Origin of the sequence: Flavobacterium flavigenum (assembly GCF_027111255.2) — a bacterium.
Taxonomy (GTDB): Bacteria; Bacteroidota; Bacteroidia; order Flavobacteriales; family Flavobacteriaceae; genus Flavobacterium; species Flavobacterium flavigenum.
In genome coordinates this window covers 413927-436465 of sequence record NZ_CP114285.2, presented here as the reverse complement: position 1 = coordinate 436465, position 22539 = coordinate 413927, and the positions used below count along the sequence as shown (strand labels likewise).

At 36.5% G+C, this 22539-nt stretch carries 23 protein-coding genes; 7 read left to right on the top strand and 16 right to left on the bottom strand.

Going from position 1 to position 22539, the window contains the following annotated elements:
- Positions 1–13: 13 nt before the first annotated feature.
- From OZP09_RS01525 to kaiC, 7 genes are all read right to left on the bottom strand, one after another.
- Entirely contained in the window at positions 14–1018 is a 1005-nt protein-coding gene (locus OZP09_RS01525; protein ID WP_269236170.1) for a virulence RhuM family protein/type II toxin-antitoxin system death-on-curing family toxin, read from the bottom strand.
- A gap of 27 nt (positions 1019–1045) precedes the next feature.
- The gene (gene hsdR / locus OZP09_RS01520) at positions 1046–4264 is read right to left on the bottom strand and encodes a type I restriction-modification system endonuclease (RefSeq protein WP_281310158.1); all 3219 of its coding nucleotides are present in this window, start codon (positions 4262–4264) and stop codon (positions 1046–1048) included.
- Between the two features lie 289 nt (positions 4265–4553).
- Complete coding sequence (locus OZP09_RS01515; protein WP_269236167.1) at positions 4554–4955, bottom strand: response regulator; 402 nt, start codon at positions 4953–4955, stop codon at positions 4554–4556.
- A gap of 4 nt (positions 4956–4959) precedes the next feature.
- Positions 4960–6213 carry a PAS domain-containing sensor histidine kinase gene (locus OZP09_RS01510; protein WP_269236166.1) on the bottom strand — a complete coding sequence of 418 codons (1254 nt, stop codon included), beginning with the start codon at positions 6211–6213 and terminating at the stop codon, positions 4960–4962.
- A 2-nt stretch (positions 6214–6215) separates the two neighbouring features.
- Positions 6216–6515, bottom strand: a complete 300-nt coding sequence (locus tag OZP09_RS01505; RefSeq protein ID WP_281310157.1) for a circadian clock KaiB family protein — start codon at positions 6513–6515, stop codon at positions 6216–6218.
- 2 nt (positions 6516–6517) lie between these two features.
- Positions 6518–6811 carry a circadian clock KaiB family protein gene (locus tag OZP09_RS01500; RefSeq protein ID WP_269236164.1) on the bottom strand — a complete coding sequence of 98 codons (294 nt, stop codon included), beginning with the start codon at positions 6809–6811 and terminating at the stop codon, positions 6518–6520.
- Between the two features lie 2 nt (positions 6812–6813).
- A complete protein-coding gene (gene kaiC / locus OZP09_RS01495) occupies positions 6814–8496 on the bottom strand; it encodes a circadian clock protein KaiC (RefSeq protein WP_281310156.1) in 1683 nt (560 codons plus the stop codon).
- Between the two features lie 288 nt (positions 8497–8784).
- Between kaiC and OZP09_RS01490 the strand changes: the two genes are divergently transcribed.
- Positions 8785–9333, top strand: a complete 549-nt coding sequence (locus OZP09_RS01490) for a DUF6934 family protein (RefSeq protein ID WP_269236162.1) — start codon at positions 8785–8787, stop codon at positions 9331–9333.
- A 41-nt stretch (positions 9334–9374) separates the two neighbouring features.
- A complete protein-coding gene (locus OZP09_RS01485; protein ID WP_269236161.1) occupies positions 9375–9542 on the top strand; it encodes a hypothetical protein in 168 nt (55 codons plus the stop codon).
- Positions 9543–9678: 136 nt separating this feature from the next.
- Here the strand turns inward: OZP09_RS01485 and OZP09_RS01480 are convergent, their stop codons facing one another.
- From OZP09_RS01480 to OZP09_RS01465, 4 genes are all read right to left on the bottom strand, one after another.
- The gene (locus OZP09_RS01480) at positions 9679–10491 is read right to left on the bottom strand and encodes an SDR family NAD(P)-dependent oxidoreductase (RefSeq protein WP_269236160.1); all 813 of its coding nucleotides are present in this window, start codon (positions 10489–10491) and stop codon (positions 9679–9681) included.
- 122 nt (positions 10492–10613) lie between these two features.
- A complete protein-coding gene (locus OZP09_RS01475; protein ID WP_269236159.1) occupies positions 10614–11204 on the bottom strand; it encodes a TetR/AcrR family transcriptional regulator in 591 nt (196 codons plus the stop codon).
- Between the two features lie 203 nt (positions 11205–11407).
- On the bottom strand, positions 11408–12919 hold the full coding sequence (locus tag OZP09_RS01470; protein WP_349293617.1) for an ABC-F family ATP-binding cassette domain-containing protein: 1512 nt from the start codon (positions 12917–12919) through the stop codon (positions 11408–11410).
- Between the two features lie 167 nt (positions 12920–13086).
- The gene (locus OZP09_RS01465) at positions 13087–13227 is read right to left on the bottom strand and encodes a hypothetical protein (protein ID WP_281310155.1); all 141 of its coding nucleotides are present in this window, start codon (positions 13225–13227) and stop codon (positions 13087–13089) included.
- A gap of 245 nt (positions 13228–13472) precedes the next feature.
- Between OZP09_RS01465 and OZP09_RS01460 the strand changes: the two genes are divergently transcribed.
- The 5 genes from OZP09_RS01460 to OZP09_RS01440 are packed head-to-tail and all read left to right on the top strand — an operon-like array spanning position 13473 to position 18447.
- Positions 13473–13946 (top strand): (2Fe-2S)-binding protein, encoded by a 474-nt coding sequence (locus OZP09_RS01460; RefSeq protein WP_269236157.1) that lies wholly within the window; start codon positions 13473–13475, stop codon positions 13944–13946.
- Between the two features lie 6 nt (positions 13947–13952).
- Positions 13953–14567: a hypothetical protein gene (locus tag OZP09_RS01455; protein ID WP_269236156.1), complete on the top strand. Its 615-nt coding sequence runs from the start codon at positions 13953–13955 to the stop codon at positions 14565–14567.
- A gap of 27 nt (positions 14568–14594) precedes the next feature.
- Positions 14595–16757: a xanthine dehydrogenase family protein molybdopterin-binding subunit gene (locus tag OZP09_RS01450; RefSeq protein ID WP_281310154.1), complete on the top strand. Its 2163-nt coding sequence runs from the start codon at positions 14595–14597 to the stop codon at positions 16755–16757.
- A 57-nt stretch (positions 16758–16814) separates the two neighbouring features.
- A complete protein-coding gene (locus OZP09_RS01445) occupies positions 16815–17822 on the top strand; it encodes an XdhC family protein (protein ID WP_281310153.1) in 1008 nt (335 codons plus the stop codon).
- Positions 17823–17835: 13 nt separating this feature from the next.
- Positions 17836–18447 (top strand): nucleotidyltransferase family protein, encoded by a 612-nt coding sequence (locus tag OZP09_RS01440; RefSeq protein ID WP_269236150.1) that lies wholly within the window; start codon positions 17836–17838, stop codon positions 18445–18447.
- Here the strand turns inward: OZP09_RS01440 and OZP09_RS01435 are convergent.
- The 5 genes from OZP09_RS01435 to OZP09_RS01415 form a co-directional block, all read right to left on the bottom strand.
- Positions 18433–20007 (bottom strand): Na+/H+ antiporter, encoded by a 1575-nt coding sequence (locus OZP09_RS01435; protein ID WP_281310152.1) that lies wholly within the window; start codon positions 20005–20007, stop codon positions 18433–18435. The two genes, OZP09_RS01440 and OZP09_RS01435, sit on opposite strands and share 15 nt — an antisense overlap.
- A gap of 67 nt (positions 20008–20074) precedes the next feature.
- On the bottom strand, positions 20075–20572 hold the full coding sequence (locus OZP09_RS01430) for a 4'-phosphopantetheinyl transferase family protein (protein WP_281310151.1): 498 nt from the start codon (positions 20570–20572) through the stop codon (positions 20075–20077).
- A complete protein-coding gene (locus OZP09_RS01425; protein ID WP_025572717.1) occupies positions 20569–20823 on the bottom strand; it encodes an acyl carrier protein in 255 nt (84 codons plus the stop codon). Before OZP09_RS01425 ends, OZP09_RS01430 begins: the two co-directional genes overlap by 4 nt.
- Position 20824: 1 nt before the next feature.
- Complete coding sequence (locus OZP09_RS01420; protein ID WP_269236148.1) at positions 20825–22099, bottom strand: beta-ketoacyl-[acyl-carrier-protein] synthase family protein; 1275 nt, start codon at positions 22097–22099, stop codon at positions 20825–20827.
- Positions 22096–22533, bottom strand: coding sequence for a 3-hydroxyacyl-ACP dehydratase FabZ family protein (locus OZP09_RS01415; protein ID WP_269237779.1), 438 nt, complete (start codon positions 22531–22533; stop codon positions 22096–22098). Before OZP09_RS01415 ends, OZP09_RS01420 begins: the two co-directional genes overlap by 4 nt.
- Positions 22534–22539 lie beyond the last annotated feature (6 nt).

Here is a 22539-nt window from a genome sequence, read left to right as displayed (position 1 = left end):
GTTTTGAAACCGTTTAATTTTTGCTGTTGATCAAATTGACGACCAGTTTGACCATAATGTCTTTTTCTTCTGATTTGCTTTCGGCAATCATGATGGTAATTGCTACCAGGGCGTTGTCTCCAATTCTTTTGTTTCCTGACTCGTTTAGCAAAATGTTATTTATATCTAAAAAATAAACAAACAAGCCTGCCGCAATTCGTTTATTTCCATCTGAAAAAGAATGGTTTTTAACAATAAAATAAAGCAGGTTGGCCGCTTTTTCTTCGATTGTCGGGTACAAATCTACGCTATCAAAAGTTTGATAAATAGTTTCGAGTGAACTTTTAAAAGACTGGTCTTTCTCGTTTCCGAATAAGTCCCCCGCGTTCTGATAGTTACGCCAGATTTTAATTTGTTCGATGGCATAATCATAATGCAGCTGCTGCACTTCTTTTTGTTCAGATGTACCTTCATCAATGGTTAAATTCTGATGATCGTACTTGTCTAGGGTTTCGAGCGCATAAGCATATTGCTGAATCACGCCCAGAATTCCTTTGGCTTCGGTTGAAGTTAGGGTTTCTATATTGGCAGTATTTGCAGCCAGTTTTATGGCCTTTTTTAAATCGGCATATTTGTAGTTGAGTTCTTTTAATCGTTTTTCGTTTAAGGCATAGCCGTTTACCAGATAATCCTTTAATCGCTGGGTTGCCCATTGACGAAACTGGGTTCCTTGTTTTGATTTTACACGATAACCCACAGAAATAATTACATCTAGGTTGTAATATTTGGTTATTTTTTCTTGAGTTTTCCCAGTAATTGCTCCGTGTTGAGTGGTATGTGCAAAATTTGCACATACCACTTCTTCTTCCAGTTCACTTTCGTTAAATATGTTACGAATATGTTTTGAAATTACAGTTCTGTCTTTTTGAAATAAATCGGCTAACTGGGCTTGAGAGAGCCAAACAGTATCATCCTGGAATACTACTTTTACTTCAGTTGTATTACCCAATGATTTATATATTTCAATTTGATTGTTCACTTTGTTTTTTTTTATTGGTAACTTCTTTTAAGCCGTATATAAATTTTCATTCAGTGTTGCCAGAATATTTTCTAAGTCGTTTTCAAAAATCTTATTCAATCGTGTAAATCCGCCTTCTTGCTGAAAAGGACTGGAATCTAAATCGGCTTTTGTGAGTACTGTTTCCACTAATAATTGGTTTTCAAAACGGTCGAGCCATTTTAGCTGGACGGTATTCCAGGAACGGCTTGTTTTTATTTTTTTGACGGCATTTTTAATACGCTCTTCGTGGCTTACTAAATCCGTATCCAAAGCTAATGTCCTGATAAAAGAAATAATATCGGCCGCCAGATCCTGATTTTTGGCATTTTTCCAGGCTGTAGCAAGCGTGATTTCGTTATAGCCTTTTTGATCTAACAATAATTTGAGTTCTTTTAGTGATTTACGGTCCAGTTCTGACGGTTTGGTGCAGATGGTTTTTAAAGCTACGATCTGATTGCGGTTTTCTTCGATAAACTTTTTGAAACCTTCGATATAATCTTCCGGTTTTTCTGCTTTTCCGTAACCGCGCTCTAGTCCAATAACTTCATCCAGATGTTCTGATACTAACTGCATCTTGGGCTGGTATATTTTTTTGTCCAGAAAATCCCAAAGGCTGGCATAATTAACCAATACTTTTTTGATGTTTTCGTTTTCAATTTCTAAAAGGTTTTCAATAAATTCTTCAGGGGTTTCTCCTTTGGCCAGATACATGAATTGTTCGATTTGGCCTTCGTTTATTTGTTTCTTTTTGCGCTGTAATTTGGCAACAATTTGTTCCAGTTGTTTTTTGGCACGTTCCGGTGTATCAATATATTCCAATTCTTCAATCAGCTGCTGAAAAGAAATGGAAGGGTTAGAAACGGTTTTCATCTGTGTATAATCTTCTAAAGCTTCATACACACGGACGGCATCGTAAATTTTGAAAAACTGTTTGTCGATTTCTTTGCATAATCGTGTTGCCCTACCCAGCATTTGTTCAAAAAGAATACGGGAGCGTACTCTTCGTATAAAAACTAAATTGCAAATTTGCGGAACATCGATTCCTGTGGTCAGTAAATCTACAGTTACGACAATGTTGGGAAACTTTTCGTTTTTAAAACGTTTGGTCAGATTTTCTACATCATAGACTTTTCCGGTCAGTTTTTGTATGGAATCTTGCGGTACTTCTACACCAATGGCTTCAAATTCTTCAAAAAGCAATTGTACAATCAAATCAGCATGACTGTCCCGAACAGCAAAGATCAGTGTTTTTTCATCGCTTTCCGGATCCAGATTTTGTACCAGTTCCTTAATAACCGCCCGGTTAAAGGATTCAGTAATGACCAGTTTGTTGAATTGTTCAATTTCGATATGCAGTTCATCTTCTAATTCGGCCAGCTCTTCAATTTCATTGGTTTCAGAATTTAATATTTTGGGTTTTTCTCCCTTTTCCCATAAGATTCCTTCTTCACTAAGCCTTGTTTTGATGATATAAGGCGGTTCATGATCGGTTAAGAAACCGTCAATAACCGCTTCGCGATACGAATAATTGTGTACTGGTTTTCCGAAAATTTCAGTCGTATGCAGGGCTGGGGTTGCGGTTAAACCAACAATGTAGGCATTAAAATATTCGATTACTTTTTTGTATTGGCCGACATAATCATTTTCGTCCTTAAAACTTAAATCTTCTTCGTTAATTTCCTTATCCAGATTATACCCTCTGTGCGCTTCGTCAATTATAATACAATCATAAGTGTCAATGGGAAGAGTTTCATTTTCAGAATAGAATAATCTTTTGACCATACTTTGTACCGTTGCAAAATGAAGTCTTGTATCAGCTTCCGGTATGACATTTTTCATTTCCTCCATTTTGTAAATGTTGGCAAATGTATTGATATCTTCTACTTTATTATCTTTAAAACTGCCCAAAGCCTGACTGGCGAGTAATCTTCGATCAGTTAAAAATAAGATCCGTTTAAAACGGTCGGATTTTATCATTCGGTACACAAAACCAATCGTGGTTCTCGTTTTACCGGTTCCGGTTGCCATAACCAAAAGAGAACGTTTGTCATCCGGATTATTTATAATTTTATCTTCAACGGCTTTTATCGCATCAATCTGATAATAACGCAATCCCAGACCATTAGGATTTTGCAGATAGTCATAATCACTTTCTTCTAACCGGGTATTTGCTTTTTCAACATCGCGGGAAAACTGTTCTGTAAGTCCCTGAGGAGAAAACCAGCCTTTCAAGGGATAAGCCCTGTTGCGTTCTTTTCGAATATCCAGAAACCAAATACCGCTTTTGGTTTTTAATTGTTCAATATATGTTCTTCCATTAGTAGAAAATAAAAAGGGAACTTTAAAAGAATTCCATTCTCCTAATGTTTTAAAGTGCGAAGAAATTTCGAGGCATTCCGCATAAATTTTGGATTGGCGCAAATCTGTGGAAATATCAGTTGCATATTTTTTAGCTTCAACAATTCCGTATAGTTCTGTTCCTACAAATAGCGCATAATCCGCCCATTTTCCATTACAAGGCCATTCAGCAATGGCTTTGTTTTTGCCTTTTTCAGGAAGTGTTTTATTAGTTTTATAGTTAATCGAAACAGAATCACATTCCCAGCCGGCACTCACAAGTTGTTTGTCGATCAACAACAGTCGGGTATCAGCTTCATCAAGATTGATGTTACCTGCATTTTGATTTGATTTTTCTTTTCGCTTCGATATTATATTTGTTGAAGCATTTAAAGATTCAATTTTAGTCTGATAATCAATGACTTCTTTTGAAAGTTTATTTAATTCAGTATTAAGTGTTTCAAGTGTTTTTTCGTGATGATTTTCAGGAAGTACATAGATGTCTCTTTCTAAAAAAGTATTTTCATAAGTCTCGTAAAACCAACGTGCCAACTGGTAGCATTTTTTTAAAACAAACAAAGCTTCGGGGTTGGAACTGTTTCCGTCGTGAGTGGCCTTGTTTCCTGATTTTCTAATAGAATGAAATATATCTTTTACAACTTCGGGTATGCAATTGCTGTAAAATAATTGGTTGATCCGTTCTACCTGATTTCCTTCAAACTGACCCAAGCCTTCAAACTGCCAGATTAAAATGGCCATCTTTTCAGAGAAAAGACGGGATTTTCCTAAAGACGAACTAGGATCAACAAAGTACAATTTTTCTGCTAATTCACTAATAGTGAATAGTTCTGCGTAATTACTTTGTAAAAATGAGAATTTTGATGTCATCTGTTTTTCTGTTTGGAATTCCAGTAAAGTATTCTTTCAAATATAATAATTCAGGAACGCACAAACATACTGAAAAGCTTTAAAATTAAGGACGGAAAAATAATAATCCTAAAATATTTATGACAAGAGTGATTATAAATAAAAAAAGAAAACAAAATTGTTGTAATGAAACCGATTAATTGATCTGAATATAGGCATAGTATTTTTCGCCATATAAACGAAAGTATAAAAACTGGTCCTAAAAAAACGAGACTTTCCCTAAAGAAGAAATCTCGTTTTCATATTATTTTTAAGCTGAAATAATACTCAGAATCGTCTTTGGGATTTCTTCAAAAGCCTCGAAAGAGTAGGGCTTTATGAGATACGCTTTAACGCCAAGTACGTCGCATTTTTGTTTGTAAGATGGGTTTATACTCGTAGAATACACAAAGCAGGGAATGTTTTTGAGTTCGTGATGGTTTAAAATTTCCTGCAGGGCTTCGATGCCGTTGCGTATGGGCATGTTGATATCGGTCAGGATAACATCTGGTGTTTCGTTGGTAGTGTCTTTCAGGAAATTCAGCAATTCTTCGCCATTGGCTACGAGGCTTACTTTTCCGAAGTCCGGATTGTTGTTAAAAGTTTCGAAGATTACATCTGCATCATCATTATCATCTTCTGCAATTATGATATGTAAGTTTTTTTGAGGCATTATATTAAATTGGAAAATAAATGGTAAATGTTGTCCCTTCATTCAGTTTGCTTTCGACTGTGATTGTCCCGGAATGGTTTTCCATAATCTTTTTACAAATCGCCAGGCCTATACCGTTTCCTGAATATTCGTTTCGGGCATGCAGCCGCTGGAAAATCGTAAAAATCTTAAGCAAATGACCCGAATCCATTCCGATTCCGTTGTCTTTAATCTGAATCCTTACAAATTTAGGATTTTGATTTGATATTTCGTCATCTAAATCATCAACCTGATAAATTTGTATCTCAGGTGGTATATTGGCTTTGGAATATTTAATGGCATTCGAAATCAGATTCGCAAAAAGCTGTCGCATCTGAACTGCAGAAGCTTTTAATACTGGCAGTTTTCCGATTTCGATATGGGCATTTTTGTCGGTGATACTTACCTCCAGATCCTCTAAAACCTCAGAAATGATGCTCTTTAAATCAACTTTTGAATGCTCTTCGTGTTTGGTTTGCGACGAATATTTAACCAAATCATCAACCAGAGAATTAAGACGCAAAACGGATAATTTGATCACATCCATTGATTTCGCATCAATTTCAGTTAAGTAACTTCCGTCTATTTTACTGTTGTGCATGAGGATTTTGCGCAGCGGCTCTTTTAGATCGTGCGATATCACGTGAATGAATTCTTCGAGATTACTATTGATCCGGTTGAGTTCTTTGATTTTTCCTTCGAGCGTCTCCTGATTTTTGATGAGCGTTTCTTCGTGATTTTTCTTTTCGGTCAGATCGATTACCACGATACCAATGGCTTCAACAGAGGGTTCCAGATCTGTCATGGAAATGTAAGACGGAAATGTAGCAGGGTAGCTGTTGGTTTTGAAAAGAATTTCATGTGTACTGACCCCATATTTTAAAGCTTCAATAAGCGTGGCAAACAGCCCGCTGTTCTCAAAATATTCCTGAATATAATTTCCGATGATCTGCTCCGAAGGAATATTGACCAGTTGGGCAAAAAAATCGTTGCAATATAAGATCAGTCCGTTTTTGGTAATACTAAGCGCGCCTTGTCTGAATTTTTCGACCAGGAGCCTGTAGGTGTAATCGGCTGTTTCAAGCGAATAAAGCTGCGGAACCCCATTATTGTTGACCACGAGCGCATCAACGCCACCTTCTCTTATTGCTTCAATAATGCTATTTGATTCATCAAGTTTTTCCTTTAATGACTCAATTTCTGCTAATAAGGAATTTATATTTTTATCGTCTGTTATCAATTCTATTCCCTTAAATTAAGTATTTGCAAAACCTTTTCCTCGTCTGACAAATCACCGAGAATAATTCGTCTTGGGGCAGGATGCGTTTTTATTAAAGTTGGTATCGCTACAATCTGATGTACGATGGCCTTTTCTGTATCCCGGCTGATATCTACAATCTCCAGTTCATAATCATCCTGAAGATATTGGTCACATATCCGGCGCAAATTTTCAATTGCATGTCCTGATTTCACAGACATACCCGAAACAAAAAGTAGGAACTTATGTCTGGATGAAGCGGTTTCATCAGTTGAATTGTCCATTTTTAAACTTTTAGGGGTTTGATATTCAGCCCTACAAGTACTCTTTCTTCATTAGAAAGATCGCCAATAATCTTGCGAATAGGTTCCGGAAATTTTCTTACCAGAGTGGGTACAGCCAAAATCTGATCGCCTTCTGCCAATTGGGGATTCTTTAGCAAATCGATAATTTCGATGCTGTATTTCCCTGCCAGATGTTGTTCGGCATACTTTTTTATATTCTCTAATGCCTTGATCGATTTTGGCGTCTGACCCGCAACATAAAGCAATAACTGCCATTCGGCTACTTCTTTTTTCATACTTATTCCTTTTTTTTCTTCGAAGTTAGTTTTTCATATAACTCTTCCGTTGCTCTCAGAATACCTAATTCCTCCTGAGCCGATTCAAATTCGTTTCTAAGTGCTTCAATATTGGCTTCGAGTACTTTGCGTTTACGTTCAATTTCCCTGTCTTTCCTGCTAAGTTCATTCTGGTGCTTCAGATCAGACAGTGACTTTTTCATTTTATGCGATTGCCTTTCACTGCCGGTAAGAATTCCTTTTGGGCCTAATTCTACATCCAGCAATTCGATTCCTTCATTTGTAATTACAAATTCCCTTACCTTATTAGAATGTCCCATTCCTCTGGCTTTAACGATAAAAATACCGCGGTTTCTTTCCCCAATTCCTTCCATATCGCGGACTGTAATCCAGATATCCACTAACGAAGATACAGATTCTTCGGCAAGATCAGGTCTAAACTTATCAGTTCGTTTATTTAAAGACGTAAAAAGTACCGTAATATTGTGTGCCTTCAGCATATCGATAAGCCTTACTAACATCGAACGCACTTCATCCGGACTTCCAACGGTAATCAGATTACTGATAGGGTCAATAATGATGGTGGTAGGCTTAAATTCCTTAATCAGTTTTCTAAGGGTAAGCAAATGGAGTTCCAGTCCGTTAAGCGAAGGACGCGATGAATGAATTTGCAAAGTGCCTTTTTTGATATGCTTTTGAAGATCGACGCCTATCGATTTCATGTTCCGAATGAGCTGTTGCGGAGATTCTTCAAATGCAAAATAAATGGTTTTTTCGTTCTTTTCACATTGTTCATTTGCAAAGTAGGAAGCTATAGTGGTTTTAGCTGTTCCGGCAGTTCCGGATACCAAAGTATTACTGCCACGATAAAATCCGCCGCTATGAAACATTTCGTCTAAGCCCGGGACACCGGTCGAAACAATATCAGAACTAACATCATTATCCAGTTTCAGGGAAGTGATAGGAAGTACCGAAATACCATCACTGTCTATCAAAAACGGATATTCGTTGGTGCCGTGCGTAGAGCCTCTGTATTTTACAATTCGGAGTCTTCTGGTAGAAACCTGATCAATAACCCGATGGTCCAGAACGATTACGCAGTCTGAAACGTATTCTTCCAGTCCCTGGCGTGTCAGTGTTGCTTCTCCGCGTTCTCCGGTAACTATGGCGGTTACGCCTTTGGCTTTAAGCCAATGAAATAAGCGTCTCAATTCGGCACGAAGAATCGCCTGATTGTCCAGTCCTCCAAATAAAGATTCAATGGTATCAAGAACCACTCTTGTCGCTTTAATAGAATCAATTGCATAACCCAGTCTGATGAATAGACCATCCAGATCGTATTCGCCTGCTTCTTCAATTTCAGATCTTTCAACCCGAACATGATCTACTATCAGTTTTTTATCTGCTTTAAGTTTCTCAATGTCAAATCCTAACGACTTCACATTTAAAGTAAGGTCGTCAGAAGGTTCTTCAAAAGACATGAAGACACCAGGTTCATTATATTCGGTAATTCCTTTAATCAGGAATTGCATTGAGAATAAGGTTTTTCCACAACCAGCACCGCCACAAATCAAGGTTGGGCGGCCTTTTGGAAAACCACCGTTTGTAATATCGTCTAATCCGTCAATCCCGGTAGGGGTTTTAGGAAATATAAATTGCTGTGATTTTGCTTTTTTGTATGCCATACTCATTTTGTATTTACTCAAATATACGTTTTCTTACAGAATTATCAATTAATTATTATTAAAGATTTAACAGCTGTGGGACAAAAACATAAACATTTTTATTAAATTTAACATATAAAACGACAAATTGATTAATAAACAGCTGATAACTGAAGGTTATTTAGCATTCTGTTTATAGAAAAATAATAGTGTAGGGAATGCGCAAAATGAGGACAAGCTTTGTTTCTTACATTTATGCATGCAAATTTGAATTACATTATATTAATATATAAGAAAATATTTATATTATTGCAGAAAAAACATTTGAGGAACATTGATATTTACGAAACGAAAGTGTCTATAGAAAATTCTATTGTTCAATATCTTTTTGAGAGTACAGGAGAAAGAAATGTTATTAAAGCTGTTCAGTATATAGGTTTTGAGACTAAGAACGGTCAAACCATATACAATCTGGGTTTTGGTGATTATGATTTTGAAACTAAAAGCATCTCTGATAGTGAAAATACGAATAATGGAGATATGAGAACTGTTTTTAATACTGTACTAAACACAGTTCCTAAATTTTTTAAGGATAATCCAGGGTATCCAATTTACGTTCAGGGTAGTGACAGTTCAGGTTCCTTTGAAGAAGAATGTAGAAGATCATGTTCTAAGAAATGTGATGACTTTTGTAAAAATAAAAACAGAAGAATAAGAACATACATATACTTCATCAATAAGAACCTGAAAAAACTTTCAACAGAATATATTTTTTTCGGATTTGACGAAGATCAAAAAAGTTTCGTTCCATATCTACCAAAAAATAAATACATAGCTGTATTGGTTTATAAAAAATAAATAGATAATTTTGTGCTAATAATCAATTAAATACAAGGATTATGGGAAAAGAGAAGATGGAGAAATCAGCAAAAATTATTTCAATGTCGAATGCAACAAAGAAAAAAATTGCTAAAGTTGCCGAAGAAATAAATGGCAGAAATTTATTCACAGAAAAAATTGAAATTGCTAAGAAAACCTTAGAAGATTTAAAACATTTACCAATTTGATTTTTACTAATAATATCATTTAAAGCGATCTTAGAGATTGCTTTTTTTATGTAAACTCTAAATTATACATCCACATAAAAACGGGATTATTCTACAAAGAATAATCCCGTTTAGTAAACTTAAAATCAGAATATAATTATCCGTGTGCCGCTACAGAAACATCAGCCCATTCTTCCCACGTGGCCAGTTTTTGTTCATAGGTTTGTTTAGCGAATGGTAAAGCTACTTTTCCTAAAAACAGGCGTAGGGGAGGGTTTTCAGCTTCAACCAGTTTAAGGATAGCCGGAACCGTAGCACTTGTTTTTCCGAAAGAGTCAGGATTATGCCCGTCTACAATAGCTTTTTTCAGTCCGTCATACGCTTCAATACTTTTACTATTGAATCCTTGCCCCCAGATATCAGTAGCATAACCGTTTGGTTCAACCAAAGTAACGTTGATTCCGAATTGTTTTACTTCAGATGCCAGCGTTTCAGTAAGACCTTCAACTGCAAATTTAGATGCATTATAAATTCCTAAATTGGGTAGGGCAGCAATTCCTAAAATAGACGAAACCTGAATAATATGACCACTTTTTTGATTTCTCATAATTGGCAAAACCGCCTGAGTCAGCCATAAGGTTCCAAAGAAATTGGTTTCGAATTGCGCTCTGGCTTCACTTTCAGAGGCTTCTTCCACAGCTCCGTTTAAAGCATAGCCCGCATTATTGATCAAAATGTCTATTTTCCCGAAATGCTGGTGTACTTGCTGCACAACAGCAAACGAATCTTCGCGATTATTGACATCCAGTTTAAGAGGTAAAATTGCGTCTCCGTATTGTGTTTTTAAGTCGGATAACGCTTCAATATTTCTGGCTGTTGCCGCTACGTTATATCCTTTTGCTAAAAATGCTTCTGTCCAGGCTCTTCCGAATCCTTTTGACGCTCCTGAAATTAAAATTGTTTTTGACATGATTTTAAATTGTTAATTATTGATTATGAGTTATTAATTTGTTTACTTTTTATTTTTAATTGCTATTTAATTCCTTCTTATGTTTTAAAATGACCTTTCGGTCATTTTTTTGATAAAAAAAATTAGAGGCTGTTTTCCTCAATCATTTTTTTTAGCACATTGGTAATGATATTCATATTATCATTATTTCCAGACATCCTCGACATCAAATGAGCACCCTCCATCATGGCGAAAACCATTATTGCAAATTCTGCTGCATTCCATTGTGGTTTGAACTCACCTTTGTCAATTCCTTTTTTAATGGTATTTTCTAATAATTGCTGATTAAGCTGGATTCCTTTATTTATTTTTTCTTTCACAACAGGATTGGTGTCATCAGCTTCGGTTCCGAAATTCAATAATGGACACCCGCCTTTAAGAGGTGGATTCACAGCATTACTAAAGAAATCTATATACGCAAACAATTGATCTTTTGCTGTTTTAAATTTACTGATTTTAACCAACAATTTATCACCTAACACCTTCATATTATAGTCGACAGCTGCACAGGCAAGAACTTCTTTATTTTCAAAATGAACATACAGACTTCCTTTAGACAACTTAGTAGCTTCCATAATATCACTCATAGCAGTTGCTGCAATCCCTTTTGTGTTAAAGATCGGAGCTGCTTTCTCTATGATAAATTGTCTGGTTTCTTCGCCTTTTGTTGCCATGATAATTATCTGTTATTTCTGTCTTCAGAAGAATTACAATGCAAATATATGACCAATCGGTCATGTATTTACATTTTTTATGATTTATTTTAAAAAATATTTTTTTTCTTTCTTGAGAATATCGCTTAACCCATACACATACTGCGATTGACACTAATCTGGTTAAAAAAAGTTTTATCATGAGAAACGACAATTAATGTTCCCTAGTATTCGTTCAGAGCCGCAGTTAATATTTCAATATTCTGTATATCCAGATTATTAGTGGGTTCATCCAGAATAATTACATCGGGTGCTTCATTTTTTATTGTTAATCCGCACAGCATCAAACGCATTCTTTCGCCACCGCTTAAATAGCAACAGGGCTTGTCCCAGTCTGATTTGGTAAACAAAAACCGATTCAGCCTCATTTTAATGTCGTGCTCTTCTAAACCAGAATTATTGCTTTGCTGTGCCTGTTCGTAAACAGTTAAATCTGTATTGATTAAAGAATAATCCTGATCGATATAAATCATTTCGGAGTCAGCTATTTTTAGAATCCCTTTTTTAGACTGAAGTTCTTTTAAAATCAGCTTTATCAGTGTTGTTTTTCCTGAACCATTACTTCCTTTTATAGCAATCCGTTCTCCACTGATAATTTGAAAATTTAAATCTGTTGTCCAAATCCACTGTTCATTATAACTGTAGTTAACTGATTCGGCTGTCACAAGAATCTTTCCTTTGTGTAATTGTGAATGGTTCAGACCGAATTTCATTTTATTGAGACTTAAAACTTCGTCCCGCAATTCACGTAATTCCTGCGAAATGCCACCAATTTTTTCTGCATGAACACTTTTGGTTTTTGAAATGCTGTTTTCGGCTTTATTCTTTAAAGTATTCAGCATAATGCGGGCAACACCAGCTTTTTCCTGTTTCTTTTTCCCATTTGAATCAGACTTTAGCTCTTTTTCCAAAGTTTTCCGTTGCTTTTCTTTTGCTTTCTGAAGTGCTTTTTCTTTCGAATGTATATCCTGAGCTAATGCGTCTTTTTCGATATTCTTCTGTTTTTGGTAAAAATCGTAATTGCCTCCGTAGGTTTTGATTCCGCTTGCTTTTAATTCATAGGTAACATCAAGCAGATTCAATAGTTTCCGGTCGTGGCTTACAATAAGCATTGCGGCTGAAGAATCTTTTATAAACTGATATAATAATGTTCTCCCTTCAGTATCCAAATGATTGCTTGGTTCATCGAGCAGTATAATCTTCGGCTGATGAATCATAATGCCGGCCAGAAACACTTTTGTTTTTTCACCACCGCTTAAAAATTTCAGCTTTTGAGATAACTCTAAATCATTTAGACCCCAGTACTTCAAGGCTTCATTGCAGCGATCTTCAATTGCCCAGTCGTCGTTAAGTATGTTTAAGTTTGATTCATTTACATTGCCTTGCAGAATTTCATGCAGGGCAGTAAGTTTTGCATCTATCCGTAAAGCTGCTGCGATTGTTAAATGATTGTACTGACCAAAAATCTGTGGAATATAATAGGGTTCTGTATCGATTTCCTGTATTCCGCCAGAAGGAAACAATTCCTTTGCGATAATTTTTAGCAATGTGGATTTTCCGGAACCGTTATGCCCAACTAAGGCTGTTTTGTTTCCGTTGTTTACTGTCAAACTGATATTGCTGAACAGCAACTCTTTATTAGAATGTGTATATGAAATATTTTGTAGAATAAGCATAATCTCTTTCTTAAGCATTAATAAAATGGCAAATACCAAAAGTCTGGCTTGCCTTCTTTTATATTTGAAAGAAATTATTTATTCACATTTGTGGATGTTTTTTTAAAAGTGCAAATATAAGAATGTTTTAATATCATGACAAAATCAAAAACTGAAGCCTGAAAAAATTACTTTTTAATCCATACTGATTTTCTGGTTTCAATGTTTGATTTTTCATTAGTTCTTGATGAATTGTATTTAGTGTCATTTTTTTTCGAAGATGTTCTGGCACTTTCTTCTACATTGGCTTTATGATATGAAATATTCATGAGTTGCTATTTAAGTTTAGACACAAATCTATACCGATAAAAAAGCAAAAGGTTACACTATTTATATTTTTAATTATATTATTATCAGATCATTATGTAAATAAAAAAAGAAAAATTAATCATTTATGCCAACATATATCAGCAGTTTCTAGCAAAAACATCAAATAGCAGAAGGCATTCATAGTTTGTGTTTTTTTTGTAAATTAGGAAACGAAAAAAGACCACTTAAAAAATCTGACTACATTATGATACAACTAACTGTAAACGGCAAAACTGAAAATCTCGACGTTAGCCCGGAAATGCCGCTTCTTTGGGCAATCCGCGATACTTTGGGACTTACCGGAACAAAATTTGGCTGTGGTGTCGCACAATGTGGGGCCTGTGTTGTCCACCTGGATGGGGAAGCAGTCCGTTCCTGTGTGACCAAAATGAGCCGTGCAAAAGGCAAAAATGTAGTCACTATAGAAGGACTATCTGAAAACAACGATCATCCGGCGCAAAAAGCCTGGCAGGAAATAGATGTCCCTCAATGTGGTTATTGTCATTCGGGACAAATTATGTCCGCAGCAGTACTTCTTCGGGAAAACCCAAACCCGACAGATCAGGATATAGACGATGCCATGGCAGGTAACATCTGCAGATGCGGTACTTATCCGCGAATTCGTAAAGCCATTCATCTGGCTTCAGAAATGCAGAAAAAAACAAAATCTGATAGATAAAAAACTATGTCAACAAAAACTAAATTTATAGTAATAGCCATATTATTAGCTTCAGGTATTGGACTGGCATTTACTGTTTCAAAAAATCAGAAAGCAGAAAAAGAATATGTTTCCATCGTACCGATAAAAAAAGACAGTATTGCATCCGTTACAGCTTTTAAACAGGTATATAAAGTATTAATGAGCCCGCGTTGTGTCAATTGTCATCCAAAAGGTGATATTCCGCTTCAGGGCGACAATAGTGTTATACATAGCATGCAGCCCAAACGAGGCAAAGACGGAAAAGGTATGTATGCGATGAAGTGTGCCAACTGCCATCAGCCATCAAACAGCCCCGGACTGCATACACCGCCGGGAAACCCCGATTGGCATTTACCTCCAGCTGATATGAAAATGGTATTTGAAGGAAAAACAGCCCACGAACTAGCTAAACAACTTGTGAACCCAAAACTTAATGGAAATAAGGATTTACAGAAACTTATTGAGCATGCCGACGATGGTTTGGTAAAAGCAGGCTGGAACATGGGAAAAGGAAGAACCGCTCCGCCCTTAACGCATGCCGAATTTAAAAAAGCATGGATTACGTGGCTGAAAACGGGTGCTTATGCTCCTGCAAAATAACATTATCTTAATTTTAATGATTATCCGATGACTCAAAATAACAACATAGATACTAAAAGACGAAATTTCCTGAAACTTACCGGATTAGGAGGTACTGCATTGTGTCTTGGGTTTTACTTCCCGGCAAATGGTGCACCGGTACTGGTAAGACCTTCTGAATTAAGTGATTCAGAAATCGAATTATGCCCCTGGATTATTATCAATCCATCCGGAAAGGTAACCATTGTAAATCACAGGGCAGAAATGGGGCAGGGCTCTTATCAGTCGGTACCGCAAATTGTGGCTGAGGAACTTGAAGTTGACATGAAAGATATCAACGTCATCTTTGCTATTGGTAACGAAAAAAAATATGGCGGACAAATTACCGGAGGAAGTTCAACCATTCGTTCTGCATATAAAAAACTGCTAAAATTAAGCGCTGGTGCACGTGAAATGCTTATTACCGCAGCAGCCACAAAATGGAATGTTCCTAGTTCTGACTGCTATGCAGAATCAGGACAGGTAATTCACAAACCATCAGGAAAAAAATTGCATTATGGAGAACTTGCAGAGGCAGCTTCAAAACTTGAAGTTCCAAAAGAACCAAAACTGAAGAAAATTTCTGAATATAAACTGATTAGAAAACCTCTCCGAAGAATTGACACTCCTCTTAAAACTAATGGTGAATTAATTTTTGGACTTGACAAAAGAATTCCGGGAATGTTATTTGCCTCCGTAGAACGTGATCCCCGCTATCTTGGGAAAGTCAAAAGTTTTGATGCAACCGCTGCATTAAAAATTCCGGGTGTGAAACGCGTTTTTAAAGTTAACATGGGATATTACGAGCATATCCGTGAAGGTGTTGCCGTAGTTGCTACTTCAACCTGGGCTGCTCTTGAAGGCAGAAAACAATTGAAAGTAGAGTGGGACAGTAGCGGTTTCAAACACTGGAGTACGCCTGAAATATTCGAAACACAGAATAATCTTCTCAAAACAGAAGAAGGAATGCTTTTTAAAGGTCAGGGAAATCCAACCGAAGTATTATCTAAAACAGATAAGAAATTAGACGTTGTTTATCAAACTCCCTATCAGTCACACGTTGCGATGGAGCCAGTAAATTGCATTGCACATCACAAAGGGGATTCAATTGAAATTTGGGGGCCAGTGCAAGCTCCTGGCTGGGTTCAGGATTATATAAGTAAAAAGTTTGCAATAGATAAAGAGAAAGTAATTGTAAATATGACTTTTCTGGGCGGTGGTTTTGGCCGTAAAGCTATGAACGACTATCCGTATGAGGCCGTTGCAGTTTCAAAGGAAATTGGCGGCCCGGTTCAGGTTGTCTGGACACGTGAGGACGATGCTACTTTAGGGCCTTTTCGTCCCGGAATTTCCTACCGCTGTGAAGGAACTGTTTCGAATGGAAAAATGGAAGCTTTAAAGTTCCGAATGGCGGGTCAGAATAATGGACACTGGAGTGGAGCCCCAAAGAACAAGCCTAATGGAAGTACCAGTGAAGGATTTTTAAAACCTTATTATGAAAGCGTAAAAAACATAAGCTTTTCAGATGTTCTTTTTGAAACCAGTATTCCAACAAGTTTCTGGAGATCCGTATACGCTTCTACAAACGGATTTGCCTATGAAAGTTTCATTGATGAAATGGCGCACGAAGCGGGAAAAGATCCGTTAAGTTTTCGCCGGGAGCATTTACAGGAAGAGCGCTGTCAAAAATTAATTGATAAAATGGAGGAAGTTTCAGGCTGGAAAAACCGTAAAAAAAATGAAGGATATGGTGTTGCTATTACAGAATGTTTCAATTCTACTGTTGGACAGGTTGTAAAAGTTTCCAAAAATCCTGCCGGCGGTGTAAAAATAGACAAAGTCTGGGCTGTTATGGATTGCGGGTGGTATGTAAATCCGGATATTATTCACGCACAGATTGAAGGTTCCATTGTCATGGGACTGGGTGCCGCAACAACACATCAGATTACATTTAAAGAAAATATCGTAGAACAACATAATTTTTATGATTATCCGATGCCCCGCATTAATGAAATCCCTTTGATAGAAGTGCATATCATAGACAATGAAGAAGATGCAGGCGGAGTAGGAGAACCGGCGCTACCGCCTTTTGCGCCGGCATTAACTAATGCCATATTTGATTTGACAGGAAAACGAATCAGAACCTTGCCTTTCAGCCTTGGAACAGTTTAATCAATTAGTAAATATTCAAATGCTGAGGGAAAAATTATTTCAAAAAAGGATTAAAGTATGATGCACGAATTATTAAAATTAAAAGAATCATACATTTTAGCACAGGCAATCGGACTTAAAAGCGTTATGGCTACCGTAGTGGCTATCGAAGGTTCCTCATACAGAAGACCAGGTGTGCGTATGCTGATTTTTGAAAACAATTCAATGACTGGAGCTGTAAGCGGAGGCTGTGTTGAAAATGAAATCCTCAAACAATCCCAGTCAGTATTTTTGGATCACAAAGCAAAAATGTTGGTTTATGATGGAAGGTACCGACTGGGATGCGAAGGTATTTTATATATTCTTTTGGAACCTTTTTCTCCTGATACAGCTGTTTTAGATGCTTTAGAGAGTGTTGTGAAGAAAAGACAAACTCTGGAAATTGAATCTTTTTATACCAAAACGGAAGGGGTTCAGCCGGGACTAGGTTCCGAGTTTCATTTCGAAGGAAAGAACCTGACTTTTTCGAATAATCAATTAGATAAAGCATTGACTTCTTACAAACAAATTCTTCAGCCGCGCTTTCATTTAATTATCATTGGATCAGAACACGATGCCGTACAATTATGTCATTTTGCCTCATTGACTGGTTGGGAAGTTACAATTGTGGCATCTGTAAAAGATCCTAAAACCATTGCTAATTTTCCGGGTGCAAATCAGGTTTTACATTTGCTTCCTGAAGAAATTGGCTCCCTTTCTATTGATAGTGAAACAGCAGTTATTTTAATGACGCACAGTTATTCAACCGATTTAAAATTCCTTATCGGATTAAAAAATGCGCAACCGGCTTATTTAGGACTTTTGGGTCCTGTTAAAAGAAGAAATCAAATCTTAAATGATTTTTTTGAATTTACTGATTCTTATAATGAAGGTCTGCTTGATGTAACGTATGGCCCATCAGGTATCAGTATTGGTGCAGAAACACCTCAGGAAATCGCCATTAGTATTATTGCTGAAATACTTTCTGTAGTACGAAAAGAGGAACCTATATCCTTAAAATATAAAATCAGTGCTATTCATTCTTAAACCAAGTGCAAATATGGACCAAATCGCCATCGTAATATTAGCTGCGGGTAATTCGAAAAGAATGGGACAATCGAAGCAGTTGCTACCATGGAAAAATTCAACTTTATTAGGCAGTGTTATCGAAAATGCATGTTTAGTTGAGGCAGTTGAAGTGTTTGTCGTTCTGGGCGCTTATACAAATGAAATTAGAGAAAAAATAGATTTATCGCGAGCCAATATTCTAATCAATGAAAACTGGCAACAAGGATTGGGGAGTTCTATAGCATTGGCAACAGCTGAAATAAATAAAAAATATCCGGATATTAATGCCGTTTTATTTGTTTTGGCAGATCAGCCATTTATTAGCAGTCATCATTTAAATACAATAATAGCACTTCATAAAAAAGAAAAAGAAGCTATTATCATAAGCAGAAAAGAAGATTACCGAGGAGTTCCCGTTCTTTTTCCTGCAAAATTTTTCTCAGAACTTCTCACATTGTCGAATGATGAAGGAGCTAAGCAAATTATCAACAGAAATAAAAGTGAGGTTAGGGAAGTTATTACGCAAGATAATATAGCTGATATAGATACATTTGAATCTTACACTGAACTTTACAAAGTTAATTCAAACTCAAATGTATCTTAATTTTTCTTCTTCAATATCCAGATAATGCATTTGCCGCCTAATTATTGATTCGTCTAAAGTCTGATCCTCTTTGTTTTTATTCACTAGCCATTCTCTCTGTTTGTGCAGCAAATCGAGGTAAATAACCTTGAGATCAGTGCCAATAGATTCATCATCAATTCCATTACTGTGCTGTTCCCATCTCTTTATAAGATAATTCAAAGGAGTATTAGAGTCTAACTGATCGTTGTAATTCGTTTTTAAATAATGCAGCGCATATTGGGCTAATTCTTGTTGCAATTGATTGTAAGCTTCATCGCGGGGTGTCGGATCGTAAATATCTGTAAGCTTTATTTTTTTAATAAAATAAGGCAATGTCAATCCCTGAATTAATAAAGTCAAAAGAATTACAATGAAGGTGATAAACAAGATCAGGTTTCGCTGTGGAAAACCATTACCATTATTCAGATAAACAGGTATCGATAACGCCGCTGCTAATGAAACAACACCTCTCATTCCGCTCCATCCAAGTATAAAAGGTGCTTTTAAGCCCGGATTTCTTGTGTCAGCTACGGTAATAAAGTTGCGGGCAATTAAAGTCACGACAACAGCACCATATGAAGAAAGTATACGACTCACGATCAAAACCAGTGTTATTAATACACCATAACCAATTGCTGAAGGCAGGCTGACTTCTTCAAGGCCATTTGTAATCTGGGGCAAATCTAATCCGATAAGCATGAAAACGAATCCGTTCAGAATAAAACAGAAACTTTCCCAAACATTCACACCACGAAGGCGGGATTTACTGTTAAGAAAACGGTGTCTGTTGTTAGATAAAAGCAAACCTCCGCTTACTACAGCCAAAACACCTGAACAGTGTACTTCTTCAGCAGCCAGATATATAATGTAAGGTGTCAGTAAAGATAAAACGATATCAGAATTAGCATCTGTAGGCAAATATTTATGCGCCTTCATAAAAAGCCATCCAATAAACAGACCAATTGACACACCGCCAATAATCATCCAGCTAAAAGTTGTCGCTGCTTTAGAAAATATAAATTGTTCTGTTGCCACAGCAATCATTGCGAATCTGAAAATTATCAAAGAAGAAGCGTCATTCAATAAACTTTCACCTTCTAAAATAGAGGATAAGGTTTTTGGTACTTTGACAAATTTCAATATAGCACCTGCACTTACGGCGTCAGGAGGAGATACGATTCCACCCAAAACAAAACCCAATGCCATTGAAAATCCAGGAATAAAATAATTGGCAACTAACGCTACTGAAAGTGCTGACAGAAACACCACTACAAAAGCAAAACTTGTAATAATTCTCCTCCAGCGCCACATTTCTTTCCACGAAACCGTCCATGCCGCTTCATATAATAAAGGGGGCAAAAAAATAAAAAAAATGAGTTCGGGATCTATCTTTATAAGAGGCACACCCGGAATAAAACTGATCGCCAATCCGGCTAATACCAATAAAATTGGATATGCTACTTTTATTTTATTAGCCAGCATAATCAGTAATAAAATGACGATTAGCAGGCCTAGATAAAAAGGAAAATTCTCAAGCATTTTTTTAGTTTCTATACAATTACAAAAAGCATTTTTATTTAAAAGTAATAATTAAATTACAGCAACTTTAAATAATAGTAACTATTTTTTCAAATCTGCCATGATTGCTAACTGACACATCTTTAGTTGATTTACCACCATTACTTAAATAAGGAATTCCATATTGATCTTTAAATATTTGAGTTTTATCAATTTCAAATACTTTATTTAAGTTACTAAAACAGCTGACCGCAATCGTATGTATACTATCATCTGAAATTGCGGTTTTTGTATGATAAATATTTTCGCCACAGCTTACCTGACCTCTGATACAATTGTTGTCGAGGGATACAATTTCACAAATTAGTTTTTTAGGAATATATTCTCTTAGTTTTGTCTTACGGTTATAGATTTTATATGCCGCTTCTTTCATACTCCAAAACAGCCATACCATAATTTCCGGATTAGAATCCTGTTGTATAAAAAACTGTTCTTCTGCGGTGAACAGTTTTTCCAAAAATCCTTTCCGCTGCCAGTTGCTTTCCTGACGTGACTGTTGTATGTCTATCACGTCATTGCCAATCATTTTGCCGCTAATTTAGTTTCAATTATTTCGACTGCCGTTTTCACATCCAACATTCTTTCCATGTCTGTATTATCAATGACAACGTCGAAATTTTCTTCAATATCAAGTACAATATCGACCAGATTAGCCGAATTGATTTCGAGATCTTTTATAAAATCTGTATTCTCAGTAAGATTATCATAAGCTTCATTATTAGCTGTATAAGGCTTGATAATAACTTTTAATTTGGCAATAAGTTCTTCTTTATTCATATTAGTTTTTATATTTTTTTAATAATACACAGGCATTTACATCTCCAAAACCAAAACTGGCTTTGGCAATAATATTCAGATCGATATTAAAAGTTTTAAATGGTACTTTAGAAGGATCAATAAGTGCTGCTATTTCTGAATGAAGATCTTCACAATTGGTATTTCCAAATAAAAAACCTTCATAAAGCTGTATAACTGAAGCTACACTTTCAATACTCCCGGCAGCACTTAGACAATGGCCGGTCATGCTTTTTAGGGAGTTTATATACGGAAAATTATCTCCTTTTCGGTTTAGTGCTTTGGTCCAGTTTTCTATTTCAAGACTGTCTTTTGTAGTGGCCGTAAGATGACCATTTATAGCATCAACATCTGCAGGTGAAATACCAGAATTATGAATCGCATCTGTAATGCATCGCTGTACTGCAGTGCTGTTTGGAGCCGTCATACTTCCGTTTCCACGCTGGCCACCTGAATTTACATTCCCACCTAAAATTTCTGCATAAATAGTAGCACCACGTTCTAAAGCTGTATCTAAATCTTCAATAAGCAACGCTCCGGCACCGCTTCCTGGGACAAATCCTGCCGCGGATGCGCTCATAGGGCGGGAGCCAAGTTCAGGATTCTCATTATATTTTGAGCTGCATACCCGAAGCGCATCAAAACCAGCCCAAATATACGGGCCGCTGTCTCCTGTACTTCCTGCTAATATGCGTTTTGCCTGTCCTGATTTTATTCGGTCATACGCCATAATTATCGCTTCGGTTCCGGTTGAGCAGGCTGATGAATTTGTGGTAACCTGATTCCCTAAACCGAGTTTGCCTCCAAGATAAGCACTTATGCCACTGTTCATAGTCTGAGCGACGACGGTACTTCCTAATTTTCGGGTCTGCAATTCGTCTATTTTATAAATGCTTTCGCGAAATTTATCAATCCCCGAAGTTCCGGATCCAAAAATAGTTCCGCTGTCCCAATCCGGTTCGTTATTAATTTCCATTGGTAATCCTGCATTTTTCCACGCTTCCATACCTGCAATAACACCGTACAAAATACCTGTACTATTAAACCCACGCATTTCCAGATCGGTAAAATATTGTGATTTGAGTTTTTCGGTTATTTCAGGCTTACCTGCAATCTGACAGGAAAATTGTAGTTCTTGCAATTGCGCATCATGTCTTATACCCGATAATCCATTTTTAATGGCAGAGGTAAACGCAGGAATTCCAACACCATTTGGAGCTGCTACACCAAGACCTGTTATTACAACCCGTTTACTCATAATTTTGTCGTTATCATTCCGGCCAAGATTCCTTTGCAGACTTCCAGTCCGGCTTCGTTTTTCATTACTGCCTCACATTTTAATTTTCCAAACCTGAAAAATGTTTTTTGAGCCGTTACCGTAATTTTTTCATTAGGATATACAGCTTTTAAAAACTGCATATCGGCAGAAGTGAAAGCAATGACTGTTTCCTTGTTAAAGGCATCACCTAACAGATAGATTCCAAGGCAAACCATGCCTATCTGAGCCATGGTTTCTGTCAGGATTACACCAGGCGTTACAGGATTTCCTTTAAAATGACCTTTATAAAAATCCAGGTCTTCTTTAAAAGTATAATTTCCTGAAATGCTGTTTTCATCGACATGAAGCAGTTCATCTACAAACAGAAAAGGTTCTGTGTAAGGTAATTTTTCTATAATTTCGTTCAGGTTCATCATTTT